17 protein-coding genes are annotated in these 14970 nt (G+C 59.8%); 14 read left to right on the top strand and 3 right to left on the bottom strand.

Features of this window, described 5'->3' with window-relative positions:
• Positions 1-345 precede the first annotated feature (345 nt).
• Entirely contained in the window at positions 346-792 is a 447-nt protein-coding gene (locus PG892_RS04170) for a CBS domain-containing protein (protein WP_010675073.1), read from the bottom strand.
• A gap of 211 nt (positions 793-1003) precedes the next feature.
• Here PG892_RS04170 and queA point away from each other — a divergent pair, with 211 nt between their 5' ends.
• From queA to nlpI, 7 genes are all read left to right on the top strand, one after another.
• Positions 1004-2071, top strand: coding sequence for a tRNA preQ1(34) S-adenosylmethionine ribosyltransferase-isomerase QueA (queA, locus tag PG892_RS04165; RefSeq protein WP_270825129.1), 1068 nt, complete (start codon positions 1004-1006; stop codon positions 2069-2071).
• 118 nt (positions 2072-2189) lie between these two features.
• A complete protein-coding gene (gene tgt, locus PG892_RS04160) occupies positions 2190-3326 on the top strand; it encodes a tRNA guanosine(34) transglycosylase Tgt (RefSeq protein ID WP_010675071.1) in 1137 nt (378 codons plus the stop codon).
• Between the two features lie 50 nt (positions 3327-3376).
• Positions 3377-3712 (top strand): preprotein translocase subunit YajC, encoded by a 336-nt coding sequence (yajC, locus tag PG892_RS04155; protein WP_010675070.1) that lies wholly within the window; start codon positions 3377-3379, stop codon positions 3710-3712.
• A gap of 18 nt (positions 3713-3730) precedes the next feature.
• Positions 3731-5584 (top strand): protein translocase subunit SecD, encoded by a 1854-nt coding sequence (gene secD / locus PG892_RS04150; RefSeq protein ID WP_039038737.1) that lies wholly within the window; start codon positions 3731-3733, stop codon positions 5582-5584.
• A 9-nt stretch (positions 5585-5593) separates the two neighbouring features.
• Positions 5594-6541, top strand: coding sequence for a protein translocase subunit SecF (gene secF, locus PG892_RS04145; RefSeq protein WP_039038736.1), 948 nt, complete (start codon positions 5594-5596; stop codon positions 6539-6541).
• 100 nt (positions 6542-6641) lie between these two features.
• Positions 6642-7010 (top strand): rhodanese-like domain-containing protein, encoded by a 369-nt coding sequence (locus PG892_RS04140; RefSeq protein ID WP_039038735.1) that lies wholly within the window; start codon positions 6642-6644, stop codon positions 7008-7010.
• Between the two features lie 90 nt (positions 7011-7100).
• The gene (gene nlpI, locus PG892_RS04135) at positions 7101-8033 is read left to right on the top strand and encodes a lipoprotein NlpI (RefSeq protein ID WP_280520777.1); all 933 of its coding nucleotides are present in this window, start codon (positions 7101-7103) and stop codon (positions 8031-8033) included.
• Between the two features lie 75 nt (positions 8034-8108).
• On the opposite strand, the gene PG892_RS04130 is transcribed toward nlpI, so the two are convergent.
• Together PG892_RS04130 and ubiU are read right to left on the bottom strand one after the other, a co-directional pair.
• A complete protein-coding gene (locus PG892_RS04130) occupies positions 8109-8981 on the bottom strand; it encodes a U32 family peptidase (protein ID WP_223915132.1) in 873 nt (290 codons plus the stop codon).
• Positions 8982-8993: 12 nt separating this feature from the next.
• Positions 8994-9989, bottom strand: coding sequence for a ubiquinone anaerobic biosynthesis protein UbiU (ubiU, locus tag PG892_RS04125; RefSeq protein ID WP_010675064.1), 996 nt, complete (start codon positions 9987-9989; stop codon positions 8994-8996).
• Positions 9990-10178: 189 nt separating this feature from the next.
• Here ubiU and ubiT point away from each other — a divergent pair, with 189 nt between their 5' ends.
• The 7 genes from ubiT (at position 10179) to hscB (ending at position 14966) form a co-directional block, all read left to right on the top strand.
• On the top strand, positions 10179-10691 hold the full coding sequence (gene ubiT / locus PG892_RS04120) for a ubiquinone anaerobic biosynthesis accessory factor UbiT (RefSeq protein ID WP_041213385.1): 513 nt from the start codon (positions 10179-10181) through the stop codon (positions 10689-10691).
• A 190-nt stretch (positions 10692-10881) separates the two neighbouring features.
• Entirely contained in the window at positions 10882-11616 is a 735-nt protein-coding gene (gene trmJ / locus PG892_RS04115) for a tRNA (cytosine(32)/uridine(32)-2'-O)-methyltransferase TrmJ (RefSeq protein ID WP_041213018.1), read from the top strand.
• A 93-nt stretch (positions 11617-11709) separates the two neighbouring features.
• Positions 11710-12213 (top strand): Fe-S cluster assembly transcriptional regulator IscR, encoded by a 504-nt coding sequence (gene iscR / locus PG892_RS04110; RefSeq protein ID WP_025327241.1) that lies wholly within the window; start codon positions 11710-11712, stop codon positions 12211-12213.
• 52 nt (positions 12214-12265) lie between these two features.
• On the top strand, positions 12266-13480 hold the full coding sequence (locus PG892_RS04105) for an IscS subfamily cysteine desulfurase (protein WP_010675060.1): 1215 nt from the start codon (positions 12266-12268) through the stop codon (positions 13478-13480).
• Positions 13481-13534: 54 nt separating this feature from the next.
• Complete coding sequence (iscU, locus tag PG892_RS04100; RefSeq protein WP_010675059.1) at positions 13535-13918, top strand: Fe-S cluster assembly scaffold IscU; 384 nt, start codon at positions 13535-13537, stop codon at positions 13916-13918.
• Positions 13919-13933: 15 nt separating this feature from the next.
• Positions 13934-14257 (top strand): iron-sulfur cluster assembly protein IscA, encoded by a 324-nt coding sequence (gene iscA / locus PG892_RS04095; protein ID WP_010675058.1) that lies wholly within the window; start codon positions 13934-13936, stop codon positions 14255-14257.
• A gap of 190 nt (positions 14258-14447) precedes the next feature.
• Entirely contained in the window at positions 14448-14966 is a 519-nt protein-coding gene (gene hscB / locus PG892_RS04090; protein WP_010675057.1) for a co-chaperone HscB, read from the top strand.
• Positions 14967-14970: the final 4 nt, after the last annotated feature.

Genomic DNA, 14970 nt, shown 5'->3' with positions numbered 1-14970 from the left:
GGGGCAGACGAGGCGGCGCAGTAGAAAAAAGAGGGATAAAAAAATCCCGGCGCCGTCGCACAGACAGGGCCGGGTCATCAAACAAGGAATGGCGATAAATATGCTTTACAGCAAAGACTAACTACGGGGTGTGCAAACTTGCAGACATATGAAGAGAAGATGGCGGGTGCACAATCCTCATCTCCTCTTCGGCAACCATTGCATGGTGGGCATCATAGTGTGATGAATGTCACAACGCAAGTTTTGTGGTGTAATTTTACAGTCAAATTGAAAGTGTTTCACTTGAATAGCCGTTTAATTAGGCTGAAAACGCTTTTATTGTAATTTTATTACATAATTTTAAGATCAAAAGTCGGTTGGGGGCTCCTGCTCCTCCATCAGCTCCAGCAGATTGATGGCCACGGCGATGAAGTCCGACTCGGTGACGATGCCAACCAGCTTGCGCCCCTTGAGTACCGGCAGACAGCCATATTTGTGGCGCTGCAGATACAGAGCTGCCTCCTTGATGCCGGCGTGGGGATCCACGCTTGCCACCTGACGGGTCATGATCTCGTCGAGCTGGACGCTGTCGGTGAACTCTGCCTCCCGCTCCGGATTGATCAGCAGCAGCTTGGATTCGCGGGTGGCCAGGATGTCCGAGAGGGTGACCAGACCGAGCAGATGCTGGTGTTCATCGACGATGGGAACGTGACGGATCCGCTCCTGCTGCATCAGCTCCATCGCCTGCTTGACGCTGTTTTCCGGACCCAGGGTAAAGGGGTGTTCAGTCATGATCTCGGAGAGGGTCATCATGGTGGGCCTCCTTGTGTGTCTGCTTCCACCCTAGCCCAGCCCCCGTCGCCAGAACATGATCGGGGTCAATACAAAACCTTAAAGGTTTTTTAACGGGCCCAGCTTCACAAAATGGCCCGCTATCCCTTGTCTTCCTTGGGTTTTTAGTCTTTTGGGTTGCCTTGGAAGAGGGGGATAACTAGACTAGCCGCCGATTCCCCCGAGGTGAAAGATGCAAGTATCCGATTTTCATTTTGATCTGCCAGACGAGCTGATTGCCCGCTATCCCATGGCGGAGCGTACCGCCAGCCGCCTGCTGCAGCTCGATGGTCAAACCGGCGCCCTGCGCCACGGTCATTTTGTCGATGTGCTTGACCAGCTCAACCCCGACGATCTGCTGGTGTTCAACAACACCCGGGTCATTCCGGCCCGCATGTTTGGCCAGAAGGCCAGCGGCGGCAAGCTGGAGGTGCTGGTGGAGCGCATTCTGGACGAGCACAGCGTGCTGGCGCACGTTCGCTCGTCCAAGTCCCCCAAGCCAGGTACCCGTCTCCTTCTGGATGGCGGTGCCGACGGCGTGCCCGTCGAAGCCGAGATGCGTGCCCGCCACGACGCTCTGTTCGAGATCCACTTCCTGGACCCGCGCCCTGTGCTGACCATTCTGGATGCCATCGGCCATATGCCGCTGCCCCCTTACATCGACCGTCCCGACGAGGATGCCGACAAGGAGCGCTACCAGACCGTCTACAACCAGAAGCCGGGTGCCGTGGCGGCGCCGACCGCCGGTCTGCACTTCGACGAGCCGCTGCTCGAGCAGATCCGTGCCAAGGGCGTGGAGATGGCCTTCGTGACCCTGCACGTGGGGGCGGGCACCTTCCAGCCGGTGCGCGTCGACAAGATTGAAGATCACCACATGCACTCGGAATACGCCGAAGTGCCCCAGGAGGTGGTGGATGCCATCGCGGCGACCCGCGCCCGCGGCGGTCGGGTGGTTGCGGTGGGCACCACGTCGGTAAGATCCCTCGAGAGCGCAGCCAAGGCGACCCTGGCCCAGGGCAAGCCGCTGGCGCCCTTCTTCAATGACACCGACATCTTCATCTTCCCCGGTTACGAGTTCCAGGTGGTCGATGCCATGATCACCAATTTCCACCTGCCCGAATCCACCCTGATCATGCTGGTCAGCGCCTTTGCCGGCTATGACAACGTGATGGCCGCCTATCAGGCCGCCGTGGCGGGACAGTACCGTTTCTTCAGCTACGGGGACGCCATGTTCGTCACCCGTCGCCGGGTGCAGGGTTAAGCCTTGCCCTTCAGAAGTCGTTCAGGCTCTGCTTGTCAGTATGCCGGCCGGCTTCATATTACCGGGCCCCTCGGGCCCTTTGTTGTCAGACTGTTTCTCTGACTGAATAGAGGTAGCAATGAAATTTGAATTGAAAACCACCGATGGGCGTGCCCGTCGCGGTCAACTGGTGTTCGAGCGTGGCGTGGTCCAGACCCCGGCCTTCATGCCGGTCGGCACCTACGGCACCGTCAAGGGGATGACTCCGGAAGAGGTGCGTGAGACCGGTGCCCAGATCCTGCTTGGCAACACCTTCCACCTCTGGCTGCGCCCGGGTCAGGAAGTGATGCGCGCCCACGGCGATCTGCACGACTTCATGAACTGGCAGGGGCCGATCCTGACCGACTCCGGTGGTTTCCAGGTATTCAGTCTGGGGCACATCCGCAAGATCACCGAGGAGGGGGTGCACTTCCGTCATCCCATCAACGGCGAGAAGATTTTCCTCGATCCCGAGAAGTCCATGGAGATCCAGTACGATCTGGGTTCCGACATCGTGATGATCTTCGACGAGTGCACCCCGTACCCGGCCACTTACGAGGAAGCGCGCAAGTCCATGGAGATGTCCCTGCGCTGGGCCAAGCGCTCCCGTGACAAGTTCGATGCGCTCGGCAACAAGAACGCCCTGTTCGGCATCATCCAGGGTTCTGTCTACGAACCGCTGCGGGATGTGTCGCTGGACGGTCTCCTTGAGATCGGCTTCGACGGTTACGCGGTCGGCGGTCTCGCCGTGGGTGAGCCCAAAGAGGACATGCATCGCATCCTTGACCATGTCTGCCCGAAAATTCCGGCCGACAAGCCGCGCTACCTGATGGGGGTGGGCAAGCCGGAGGATCTGGTGGAAGGGGTACGCCGCGGTATCGACATGTTCGACTGCGTGATGCCGACCCGCAACGCCCGCAACGGTCATCTCTTTACCACCGATGGCGTGGTCAAGATCCGCAACGCCAAGTACCGGGAAGACACCAGCACCCTGGATGCGGACTGCGATTGCTACACCTGCAAGAACTACACCCGCAGCTATCTGTACCATCTGGACAAGTGCAACGAGATCCTCGGTGCCCGTCTGAATACCATCCACAACCTGCGTTATTACCAGCGCGTGATGCAGGGTTTGCGGGACGCGATCGAGCAGGGTAAATTAGACGACTTTGTAACTGAGTTTTACCGTCGGCAAGGGAAGCCTGTGCCTCCACTGGCTGAAAATGACGTGAAATAACAACGACATATAAGTTAGTATTCAAATCTACATCAATAAGAGGTTGTTAAATGAGCATTATCTCCAAGGCGTATGCAGAAGGCGCGGCTCCGGCAGCACAGGGTGGTGGCATGGAAATGATCATCATGCTGGCCGTGTTCGGTCTCATCTTCTACTTCATGATCTACCGTCCCCAGGCCAAGCGTGCCAAGGAGCATCGCAATCTGATGAGCTCCCTCTCCAAGGGCGACGAAGTGCTCACTTCCGGTGGCCTGGTCGGCAAGATCGCCAAGGTTTCCGCCGACAGCGACTACATTGTGCTGGCCCTGAACGATCAGACCCAGGTCACCATCAAGCGTGACTTCGTCTCTGCCGTTCTGCCCAAGGGTTCTATCCAGTCCCTCTAATCTCCCGAGGAGCACAGCGTGTTAAATCGCTATCCGCTGTGGAAATACCTGATGGTGATCGTCGTGATCGCCATCGGTTTTCTATATGCAGCCCCCAATCTTTACGGCGAAGACCCGGCCTTGCAAGTCTCTGCCAGCCGTGGTGCCGAAGTCAAACTAGAAACCCTCGATCAGGTGAAGGAAACCCTCGACGAGGCGAAGATCCCGGTCAAGCATGCGGCGTTCGAGCACGGCTTCATCCTGATCCGTTTCAACAACACCGAAGACCAGCTCAAGGCGCGCGATATCGTGGCCAACAAGCTGGGCGACAATTTCATCACCGCCCTCAACCTGGCACCGTCCACCCCCGCCTGGCTTGAGGCCATCGGCGCGGCGCCCCTGAAGCTCGGTCTTGACCTGCGGGGCGGTGTGCACTTCCTGATGGAAGTGGACATGGCCGAAGCGCTGGCCAAGCAGCAGGAACAGATGGTGCAGGATTTCCGCGCCGAGCTGCGCACCCAGAAGATCCGCTACTCCGGCGTACGCCGGGTCGGGGATCAGGTGCAGGTGGTCTTCCGTGACGAGGCCGATCAGGCCAAGGCACTCTCCTTCCTGCGTCGCCAGAATGCGGATCTTGTCTTCACCACAGACCAGAAAGGGGATGACTTCATCCTGCTGGCCAGTCTGAGTGAAGCCAAGGTCAAAGAGGTGAAGAAGTATGCCCTCGAGCAGAACATCACCATCATCCGCAACCGGGTGAACGAACTGGGTGTGGCCGAGCCGTTGGTCCAGCAGCAGGGCGGCGAGCGTATCATCGTCGAGCTGCCGGGGATCCAGGACACCGCCCGTGCCAAGGAGATCCTGGGGGCCACCGCGACCCTGGAGTTCCACATGGTCGATGAGGCTGCCGATATCCAGGCCGCAGCCGCAGGCCGCGTGCCGCCGAGCTCCAAGGTCTACAACGATCGCAACGGTCGTCCCGTGGTACTGCAAAAGCGCGTGATCCTGACCGGTGACCACATCGTGGGTGCCCAGTCCGGTTTCGATGAATACAGCCGTCCCCAGGTCAACATCAAGCTCGATGGTCAGGGTGGCAACAAGATGGCCAACTTTACCAAGGACAACGTTGGCAAGGGCATGGCGACCGTCTTCATCGAGTACAAGCCGGTGGGTCAGCCTGGTCCGGACGGCAAGCGCAAGTTCCGCAAGCAGGAGGAGGTGATCAACGTCGCCACCATCCAGTCTCGCCTGGGTAGCCAGTTCCGCATCACCGGGATCGACAACGCCAACGAAGCCCACAACCTGGCGCTGCTGCTGCGTGCCGGTGCCCTGATTGCCCCGATCCAGATCGTCGAAGAGCGCACCATAGGCCCGAGCCTGGGTCAGCAGAACATCGACAGCGGGATGGAAGCCATCGGCTGGGCCATGCTGGTGATCGTGCTCTTCATGGGGATCTACTACCGTGCCTTCGGCTGGGTGGCCAATCTGGCGCTGACCATGAACCTGGTGCTCATCGTCGGTATCATGTCGATGATCCCGGGGGCCACCATGACCCTGCCGGGCATCGCCGGTATCGTGTTGACGCTGGGGATGGCGGTGGATGCGAACGTGCTGATCTACGAGCGTATTCGTGAAGAGATCCGCAATGGTCGCGGGGTGCAGCAAGCCATTCACCTGGGCTTTGATCGCGCCTTCTCCACCATCGCCGACTCCAACGTCACCTCGCTCATCACCTGCGTGATCCTGTTCGGTATCGGTACCGGTGCCATCAAGGGCTTCGCCCTGACCCTCGGGATCGGCCTGACGGCGTCCATGTTCACTGCCATCACGGTATCCCGCGCCATCATCAACCTGGCCTGGGGTGGACGGCGCATCGACAAGCTGCCGATCTAAGGAAGAGACATGTTTCAAATTCTACATTTTGAAAAGCCCATCCCCTTCATGCGTTTCGCCAAGCTGGGTATGGTCCTCTCTGCTCTGGTGACGGTGCTCGCCCTCTACGTTCTGTACGATCGTGGCCTGAACTGGGGGCTGGACTTCACCGGCGGTACCACCATCGAGGTGGGGTTCCAGCAGTCGGTGAGCCTGGACAAGATGCACGAGGCGCTGGATCAGCAGAAGATTGACGGGGCGACCCTGCAGTTCTTCGGCTCCAGCCGTGATGTGCTGGTGCGCATGGCCCCCCAAGAGGGCGTCAAGGTCGAGCAGCAGGGCAACGAGGTCCTGGCGGCCGCCAAGCTGGTCGACGAGAGCGCCGTGCTCAAGCGTGTCGAGTTCGTCGGTCCCTCCGTGGGTGACGAGCTGGCCACCGACGGTGCCCTGGCCATGCTGGCCTCCATCCTCTGTATCCTGATCTACGTGGCGGTGCGCTTCGAGTGGCGTCTGGCCACGGGTGGCATCCTCTCCCTGGCTCACGACGTGATCATCACCCTCGGCATCTTTGCCTACTTCCAGTACGAGTTCGACCTGACCGTGCTGGCGGCGCTGATGACGCTGGTGGGGTACTCCCTGAACGACACCATCGTTGTGTTCGACCGGGTGCGGGAGAATTTCCGCAAGGTACGCCGTGGGGACACCGCGGAGATCATGGATCTCTCCATGACCGAGACCCTGAGCCGGACCATCATCACCTCGGGGTTGACCTTCGTGGTGGTGGTGGCGCTGCTGCTCAAAGGCGGGCCTCTGATCCACGGTTTCTCCATCGCCATGGTGATCGGGGTGGCCTTCGGGACCTACTCCTCCATCTATGTGGCGAGCGCCTCAGCCATGTTCCTCGGGATCAAGCGGGAGCACATGCTGCCGACCCAGGTGGAAAAAGAGGGCGCGGATCAGCAAGAGATCCTGCCGTAACAGACAAGGGCGCCGCAAGGCGCCCTTTCTCTTGTGGCCGGGGTGAGTCATGATGCTCCCCACAACCCAGCATCCATTACCCAAAGCAAGGAGCAAGCCCATGCAACACAATCCCCGTTTTCTGGCCCTGGTAGAGGCCATCCGCCCGCAGGTGCAGGAAACCGATGTGCATCAGATCAAGCGCTGGCAGGATGAGGGCCGAGCATTTCATCTGATCGACGTGCGCGAAGAGAGCGAGTGGGCCAGGGGCCATCTGCCGGGGGCCACCTATCTCGGGCGCGGGGTGATAGAGCGTGACATCGAGACCCGGTATCCGGATCCCGACACCGAACTCTACCTCTATTGTGGTGGGGGATTTCGCTCCATCCTGGTGGCGGATAACCTGCAGAAGATGGGTTATTCCCGGGTCGTCAGCGTCGATGGAGGCTTTCGCGGCTGGAGCGATGCCGGATACCCTGTCGAATCCTGATTTATTTGAGGGAGAGGGGCTGCGCCACATGACAAACGGCCCCGTGATCTTTACCATATGCGGGGTCAAGCGTAAGCGTCGGAGTGTTCATTGAACGTCAGGATAGGGATTGGATACCTCACGGGTATCCTGTTGTTGCTCCCCTTGTGGGGTTGCAGCAGTAGCAGTCAGGTAAAAGCGCCTCAAGTTCCCAAGCCGCAACCCGCTTCACTGGTATTGGCGACCCCCTTGCAGGTCTCCTACCAGAGCGAGTTGGCGTTGGCGCGACTCGGGCAGATGCTCAGTGAAATGGAATTGACGACCGAACAGCGGGCAGAACTCTTCTATGAGCGTGCCGTGGTGTTTGACCGGGTGGGCTTGCGTTCCCTGGCGCGACTCGACTTCAACCGCGCCCTGCGGGAGAAGCCGGATTTTGCCGAGGCCTACAACTTCATCGGCGTCTATCTGGTTCAACAGCAGAACTACGACGAGGCCTATGAGGCGTTCGACTCCGCCCTGGAGCTCGCCCCGGATTACGACTACGCCTATCTCAACCGGGGAATCGCGCTCTATTACGGCAATCGCCCCGAGCTTGCCGCGGCGGATATGAAGCGCTTCTACGAGGCGCAACCAGAAGACCCTTATCGGGTGATCTGGCTCTATCTGGCCGAGCAGAAGCTCAACGGACCGGCGGCCATGAGCCGGATGCGCGAGCGGCTCAACAAGTATGACGACGACGCCTGGAACTGGGATCTGGTGCGCCTCTATACGGGCGACATCAATGCCACCCAGTTGATGAGCAACGTGGTGAAAGGGGTCAAGGACAACAGGGAGCTCGCCGAGCGCCTGTGCGAGACCTACTTCTACCTCGGCAAGTTCGAGCTGGCCAAGGGTAACCGCAAGGAAGCCATCAGCTACTTCAAGCTGGCGCTGGCCAACAACGTCTATGACTTCATCGAGCATCGCTATGCCTTGCTGGAGCTGGAACTGATGGCGCGCAAGCCCCAGCCACCCGGAGCCCAGGGCAAGAGCGGCAAAGCGTGACTAAACGGGTTTGATCCCCACGAAAAAGGCCTCTTGACGAGGCCTTTTTGCTGTCTGGTGACACGGGGTGTGCCGCTACTCCACCAGGCTCATGCCGGGGATCTGGCGCCAGTAACCGTTGCAGTCCCGCTCCTGCAGCAAGGGCAGGGGGGCCATCCCCTGTTCGTTGGCCTTGAAGCGCTCCAGCATCGTCAGGGTCTCCATGCCTTCGGGCGAGAGGCGCACCACATCCACCAGGCCCTCCATCCCCTTGAGCTCGTTACCCAGGTTGTAGCAGTAACCGGACTGGGTCTGGATGCCGTTGAGGTTGAACACCTTCTGCCCCTCGCGGCTGCTGGCAAGTCGCCCGGTGGGGTAGTCGATGCAGGCCAGTTCGCAGTTGTCCTTGGGCCGGTCAAGGGAGCGGGCGGTGAAGCAGCGTGCCGAGTAGGCGAGCGGCAGATGACCATAGGCGAACACCTCCACCTCGAACTGCTGGCGCTCCCTGCCCAGATCCTGATTGAGCTGCATCAGCCAGTCGCGGGAGAGCTCCACCGGCATCACCCAGCGCTGCATCCCCTGTTTAAGCAGCATGCGCAGCACGTCGGCGTTGTAGGCGTTGATGGCGGGGCCGCAGACGAACGGCAGCCCGGCTTCACTGGCGAGCTGGACCGCCCCCAGATCGTTGGCCTCGATCATCAGCTCGCCGTTGTCGACCAGCCGCTTTACCTCCTTGAGCTCGGAGGGAGCTGAGATCAGCGCCAGCGTGGAGAGTACCGCCTGCTTGCCGGAGCCCGCCACCTGACGGGCGAGGGCAATCCAGTCATCCACCTTGAGTTCGCGCCGCTTGCTGCAGACGGTTTCCCCCAGATAGATGATGTCGGCCTGGCTGGCGGCGGCCGCCTGATAGAAGGCCTGGGTGTCGGCCTTGGGCCAGTAGAAGAGCAGGGGGCCGAGAGAGAATTTCATGAGCAGTGCTCCTTATTGCCACTGGCGATGATAGGCACCGAGGGTGGTCTGGCTCCCCTCGGAGACGCGGGCGAGCTGGGCATCCCACTCGGCCTTGACCTGATAGGCCTCGGGGTTGGCCTGATAGGCGTCGATGGCGGCGCGCCAGACCCGGGTCACCTGCTCCACATAGGCGGGGCTGCGCTGGCGTCCCTCGATCTTGACCGACTGGATGCCGGTCTGGAACAGCTCGGGCAGAAGGCCGAGGGTGTTGAGGCTGGTGGGCTCCTCCAGCGCGTGATAGGTCTGGCCATCCACCTCGAAGCGCCCCTTGCACAGGGTCGGGTAGCCGGCATTTTCCCCCGGGCCGTAACGATCGATCAGCACCTCGTTGAGGCGGGATTCTAGGCCGCTCGGGGTCTCTTCCCAGCGCACGAACTTGGCCGGTGAACAGGCGCCGACGGTGTTGGGGCTCTCGCCGGTCATGTAGGAGGAGAGGTAGCAGCGCCCTTCCGCCATGATGCAGAGGCTGCCGAAGGCGAACACCTCGAGGCCGACGTCGGTCTCGCGGGCCAGCTGCCTGACCTGATGCATGGAGAGCACCCTCGGCAGCACCACCCGGCCGACGTTGAAGTGCTGCTGGTAGAAGCGGATGGCGGCGGCGTTGGTGGCGCTGGCCTGGACCGAGACATGCAGCTCCATGTCGGGATGGCGGCGGCTGGCATAATCGAGCACGGCGAGATCGGCGATGATCAGGGCATCGGCACCGAGCGCCACCCCTTTGTCCACGGCCTGCTTCCAGCGGGCGTCGGAGCCCGGGTGGGCAAAGGTATTGATGGCGATGTGCAGCTTGCGGCCATGCTGGTGGACATAGTCAACCGCTCTTTCCAGCTTGCTGTCGGTGAAGTTGAGCCCGGCGAAGTGGCGGGCATTGGTGTCATCCTTGAAGCCGATGTAGACCGCATCGGCCCCGTTATCCACGGCTGTCTTCAGTGCCGGCAGGCTGCCTGCCGGGCAGAGTAATTCCATCGGGTACGCTCCGAGAGGGCAAAAATGCAAAAGTGGCCCGATTGTATTCATGCTTGCCCTCCCGCTTTTTGACCTGAGGCAGCTTTAGGTGGCTTTACCCTTCTTGAGGTAAGTGGGCACAAGTTTGATTTTCAACAGGATCTTGCCGAAGGGGCTGTGCTTGAATGCGCAAAAAACTGGGAGTTTATCGTGTTTCAACATCTGCAACGTCGCCTGGTCGAACAGGCACCCCGTCTCTTGCGCCACCCCCTCAAGCTGGTGCCCTTCCCGCTGCAACAAAACCTGATGGAGGCCCTGCTGGGTAGGGTATTCCGGGAGGCCATCGAAGAGGGGGAATTTGCGTTTCTTGCGGGCAAGTGGCTGAAAGTGGAAGTCAGCGATCTGGGGTTATGCTGGTTTATCAGCGAGCAGGGGGGCAAATTGGTAGTGGCGAGGGAGTGTGAACACGCCGATGTCTGTTTCAGCGGCAATAGCCAGGATCTTGTTCTGATCGCCGGGCGCCGTGAAGACCCGGATTCCCTCTTCTTCCAGCGCCGACTGAAGATAGAGGGGGATACCGAGCTAGGCCTGGAGGTGAAAAATCTGATGGACAGCCTGGATCTGGACGGGCTGGGATTGATGAAATACCCCCTGATGGATCTGGCGACCTTTATCGAGCGGGCCCGCGAGACGCACGTGCCCACTGCCGCGACAATGGGCTGAGCCGTTTTCTTGCCCGAGTGCTGCGGAACAGGTGAACTTGAGCCGCAGTCCCCCACTGTCAGCGTGACCACGCAGGGTGGGGATGTATCATCTGCCTGTTTGTGCAGAAATGCCTGGTCGGAAGCGGTGCCAAAATAGCGATTGGTTATGTTACAATTGCGCGCCATTTTTGACTGAAGATTGACTGGGCATGTTGGATCAGATTCGTATCGTGTTGGTAAACACCTCTCACACCGGCAACATGGGATCCGCGGCGCGGGCCATGAAGACCATGGGGCTGACTCAACTGGTGCTGGTCGATCCCCAGGCCCAGCCGGATGAGGAGGCCGTCGCCCTGGCGGCGGGGGCCAGCGATATCCTGGCTCGCGCCCGAATCGTGCCGACCCTGGATGAAGCCATTGCCGACTGTGGTCTGGTCATCGGCACCAGTGCCCGTTCCCGCACCTTGAGCTGGCCCATGCTGGATCCCCGTGAAGCGGGCGAGAAGCTGGTTGCCGAGGGCATGGAGCACCCGGTCGCGCTGGTGTTTGGCCGTGAACGCACCGGCCTCACCAATGACGAACTGCAAAAATGCCACTTCCATGTGGCCATTCCCGCCAATCCAGAATACAGCTCCCTCAATCTGGCCATGGCAGTGCAGACCCTTTGTTACGAGGTGCGGATGCGCTGGCTGGAAGTACAGAACCAGGAGCATTCGGCCCCGGAGGAGGAGCGGGTCGAGTACCCCAGCGCCCAGCAACTGGAAGGGTTTTATCAGCATCTGGAGCAGACGTTGCAAAAGACGGGATTCATTGCCGATGACCATCCAGGCCATGTGATGAGCAAACTGCGTCGTCTATTCAACCGGGCCAGACCCGAAGCGGTGGAGTTGAACATCCTGCGGGGCATTCTCACCTCTGTCCAGAAGTCCAGGGCACAGGATTAATCCCGACTGATTTACTCAAGCATATACTTGACTGATTTAGTCGGGTATGTGACCATATGCCACATATTGATTGGTTCGCAAACGGTAAGGCATATGAGACTGACCTCAAAAGGACGTTACGCGGTGACAGCCATGCTCGACGTGGCGTTGCATGCAGAGCAGGGGCCCGTGCCCCTGGCTGATATTTCAGAGCGCCAGGGCATCTCCTTGTCCTATCTGGAACAACTGTTTGCCCGTCTGCGCAAGCATGGTCTGGTGAGCAGCGTACGTGGCCCCGGTGGCGGCTATCGCCTCGGTCTGGCCCCTGGCGAGATCTCGGTCGGTCAGGTGATCACCGCGGTCGATGAATCGGTCGATGCGACCAAGTGCCTCGGCAAAGGGGGCTGCCACGGTGGTACCCAGTGCCTGACCCACTCCTTGTGGCGGGATCTGAGCGAACGCATCTCCAGTTTCCTGGGGGATATCACCCTGGCCGAGCTGGTTGGTCAGGCCGATGTGCGCCGTATCGCCGGCAAGCAAGATGAACAAATGAAGACCGTGTTGTCCCTGGTTGATCGGGCCGAACGCGGTGATGTGAGCTTGAAAGTCCAACTATAAACGTGCTTTCCACGACGAGTCGCTGTGTGACCCCGTCGTAACGGAGAAAAAGATGAAACTGCCTATTTACCTTGATTATTCGGCAACCTGTCCGGTGGACCCGCGTGTCGCAGAAAAAATGATGCAGTGCCTCACCATGGACGGCCTGTTCGGCAACCCAGCCTCCCGTTCCCACCGTTTCGGCTGGCAGGCCGAAGAGGCGGTGGATCTGGCCCGTAATCAAGTGGCAGAGCTGATCGGCGCGGACCCGCGCGAGATCGTCTTTACCTCCGGTGCGACCGAGTCCAACAACCTGGCCATCAAGGGCATCGCCCATTTCTACGCCGGCAAGGGCAAGCACATCGTCACCTCCAAGACCGAGCACAAAGCCGTGCTGGATACCTGCCGCCAACTGGAGCGTGAAGGCTATGAGGTGACCTACCTCGAGCCCATGCCCAACGGCCTGTTCACTCTTGAGCAGATCGAAGGCGCCCTGCGTGATGACACCATCCTGGTCAGCATCATGCACGCCAACAACGAGATCGGGGTGGTGCAAGACATCGCTGCCATCGGCGAGCTGTGCCGTTCCCGCAAGATCCTGCTGCACGTGGACGCCGTCCAGAGCGTGGGCAAGATCCCGGTCGACGTGGAAGCTCTCAAGGTTGATCTGCTCTCCATGTCCGCCCACAAGGTATACGGCCCGAAAGGCATTGGCGCCCTGTATGTGCGCCGCAAGCCCCGTGTTCGTCTGGAAGCCCAGATGCACGGCGGTGGTCACGAGCGCGGCATGCGCTCCGGCACCCTGGCAACCCACCAGATCGTCGGCATGGGGGAAGCCTTCCGCATCGCCAAGGAAGAGATGGCGAGCGAGAGCCAGCACATCATGGCCCTGCGCCAGCGTCTGTGGGATGGCATCAAGAACATCGAAGAAGTCTATATCAACGGGGATCTGGATCAGCGTGTACCGGGTAACCTGAACGTCAGCTTCGCCTATGTGGAAGGTGAATCCCTCATCATGGCACTGAAGGATCTGGCGGTCTCTTCCGGTTCTGCCTGTACCTCGGCCAGCCTGGAACCTTCCTACGTGCTGCGCGCCCTGGGTCTGAACGACGAGCTGGCACACAGCTCCATCCGTTTCAGCATCGGTCGCTTCACCACCGAAGAAGAGATCGACTACGCAATCAAGCTCATCTGCGACTCCATCGGTCGTCTGCGCGAGATGTCCCCCCTGTGGGAGATGTTCAAGGATGGCGTCGATCTGAACACGGTCGAATGGGCACATCACTGATCCTTGCCAGCATGGCAAGGATCTGGTGAACAACGGAATTAGCAGGAGTTAGATATGGCTTACAGTGAAAAAGTAATCGACCACTACGAGAATCCCCGCAACGTCGGTGGTTTTGACAAGAACGATCCCAGCGTCGCCACCGGTATGGTCGGTGCACCGGCCTGTGGTGACGTCATGAAGCTGCAACTGAAGATCAGCGACGATGGCATCATCGAAGATGCCAAATTCAAGACCTACGGCTGTGGTTCCGCCATCGCCTCCAGCTCTCTGGTGACCGAGTGGGTCAAGGGCAAGACCCTGGACGAAGCGGCCGGTATCAAGAACACCGACATCGCCGAAGAGCTGGCGCTGCCGCCGGTGAAGATCCACTGCTCCATTCTGGCGGAGGATGCCATCAAGGCCGCCATCGCCGATTACAAGCAGAAGAAAGGTCTTTAAGGTCCGGAGAGCAGTATGGCCATAACCATGACAGATGCCGCAGCGGCGCGGGTTTCCTCCTTCATGATCAACCGGGGCAAGGGCATTGGCCTGCGCCTCGGCGTCAAGACGACCGGCTGTTCTGGCCTTGCCTATGTGCTCGAGTTCGTGGATGAGCTGGCTGCCGAGGATCAGGTGTTCGAGCAGAAAGGCGTCAAGATCATCGTGGATGCCAAGAGCCTGATCCACCTGGATGGCACCGAGCTGGACTTCGTGAAGGAAGGCCTCAACGAGGGCTTCCAGTTCAACAACCCGAATGCCAAGGGCGAATGTGGTTGTGGCGAAAGCTTCAGCGTGTAAGTGGTTCGATTGACCGATCGCCCATGTTTGCAAGGCCTCGCAGCCCCAAGGGTGAGCCCTGTTGCGGCGAGTCTCTTGTGATCAACACCTTGCTCATCAACACAGTGGTGTGGACGCCAGTCCATGCCACTGCTTTCAAGTTCAAGACGAGTGTGGTTGCACTCCCAGCGCTATTGTCTGAGGACGAAGGATGAATCATTTCGAGCTGTTCGGGCTGGCTGAGGGCTTCGAGCTCGATACTCGCCAACTGGCTGACACCTATCGTCAGCTGCAGACCCAGTTCCATCCCGATCGTTTTGCGACTGCCCCCGAGCGGGAGCAGCTTGCTGCCGTGCAGCGTGCTGCCCAGATCAACGATGCGTTTACCACCCTCAAGGCCCCCTTGCGCCGAGCCGAGTACCTGCTCTCCTTGCGGGGCACAGATATTCGCGGCGAGCAGCAGACACTGCAAGATCCTGCCTTTCTGATGCAACAGCTGGAGTGGCGAGAGCGGCTGGCTGATCTCAAGGGCGACGCCGACCCTGAGGGCGCCATCAAGGATTTTCGCCAGGAGATCAGGCATGATCACCAGGCGTTGATGCAACGGCTGACCGACTCTCTCACCAGGGGTGAGGATCTGCAGGCGGCGGATTGCGTTCGCAAGCTCAAATTTGTCGACAAGCTCCTCGAGGAGCTGGAACGATTCGAAGACTCGCTGTTCGAGTCTTGACCCT

It is taken from the genome of Aeromonas sp. QDB68 (assembly GCF_027707405.1).
GTDB classification, from domain to species: domain Bacteria; phylum Pseudomonadota; class Gammaproteobacteria; order Enterobacterales; family Aeromonadaceae; genus Aeromonas; species Aeromonas caviae.
The sequence above is the reverse complement of the archived record's forward strand: the minus strand, read 5'-3'. Positions and strand labels throughout refer to the sequence as shown.

What these genes read in the sequence shown, in the direction of transcription:
- PG892_RS04170 (WP_010675073.1), bottom strand. Translation starts at nt 792, where the DNA reads ATGATGACCCTCTCCGAGATCATGACTGAACACCCCTTTACCCTGGGT.
- queA (WP_270825129.1), top strand. Translation starts at nt 1,004, where the DNA reads ATGCAAGTATCCGATTTTCATTTTGATCTGCCAGACGAGCTGATTGCC.
- tgt (WP_010675071.1), top strand. Translation starts at nt 2,190, where the DNA reads ATGAAATTTGAATTGAAAACCACCGATGGGCGTGCCCGTCGCGGTCAA.
- yajC (WP_010675070.1), top strand. Translation starts at nt 3,377, where the DNA reads ATGAGCATTATCTCCAAGGCGTATGCAGAAGGCGCGGCTCCGGCAGCA.
- secF (WP_039038736.1), top strand. Translation starts at nt 5,594, where the DNA reads ATGTTTCAAATTCTACATTTTGAAAAGCCCATCCCCTTCATGCGTTTC.
- PG892_RS04140 (WP_039038735.1), top strand. Translation starts at nt 6,642, where the DNA reads ATGCAACACAATCCCCGTTTTCTGGCCCTGGTAGAGGCCATCCGCCCG.
- PG892_RS04130 (WP_223915132.1), bottom strand. Translation starts at nt 8,981, where the DNA reads ATGAAATTCTCTCTCGGCCCCCTGCTCTTCTACTGGCCCAAGGCCGAC.
- ubiU (WP_010675064.1), bottom strand. Translation starts at nt 9,989, where the DNA reads ATGGAATTACTCTGCCCGGCAGGCAGCCTGCCGGCACTGAAGACAGCC.
- trmJ (WP_041213018.1), top strand. Translation starts at nt 10,882, where the DNA reads ATGTTGGATCAGATTCGTATCGTGTTGGTAAACACCTCTCACACCGGC.
- iscR (WP_025327241.1), top strand. Translation starts at nt 11,710, where the DNA reads ATGAGACTGACCTCAAAAGGACGTTACGCGGTGACAGCCATGCTCGAC.
- PG892_RS04105 (WP_010675060.1), top strand. Translation starts at nt 12,266, where the DNA reads ATGAAACTGCCTATTTACCTTGATTATTCGGCAACCTGTCCGGTGGAC.
- iscU (WP_010675059.1), top strand. Translation starts at nt 13,535, where the DNA reads ATGGCTTACAGTGAAAAAGTAATCGACCACTACGAGAATCCCCGCAAC.
- iscA (WP_010675058.1), top strand. Translation starts at nt 13,934, where the DNA reads ATGGCCATAACCATGACAGATGCCGCAGCGGCGCGGGTTTCCTCCTTC.
- hscB (WP_010675057.1), top strand. Translation starts at nt 14,448, where the DNA reads ATGAATCATTTCGAGCTGTTCGGGCTGGCTGAGGGCTTCGAGCTCGAT.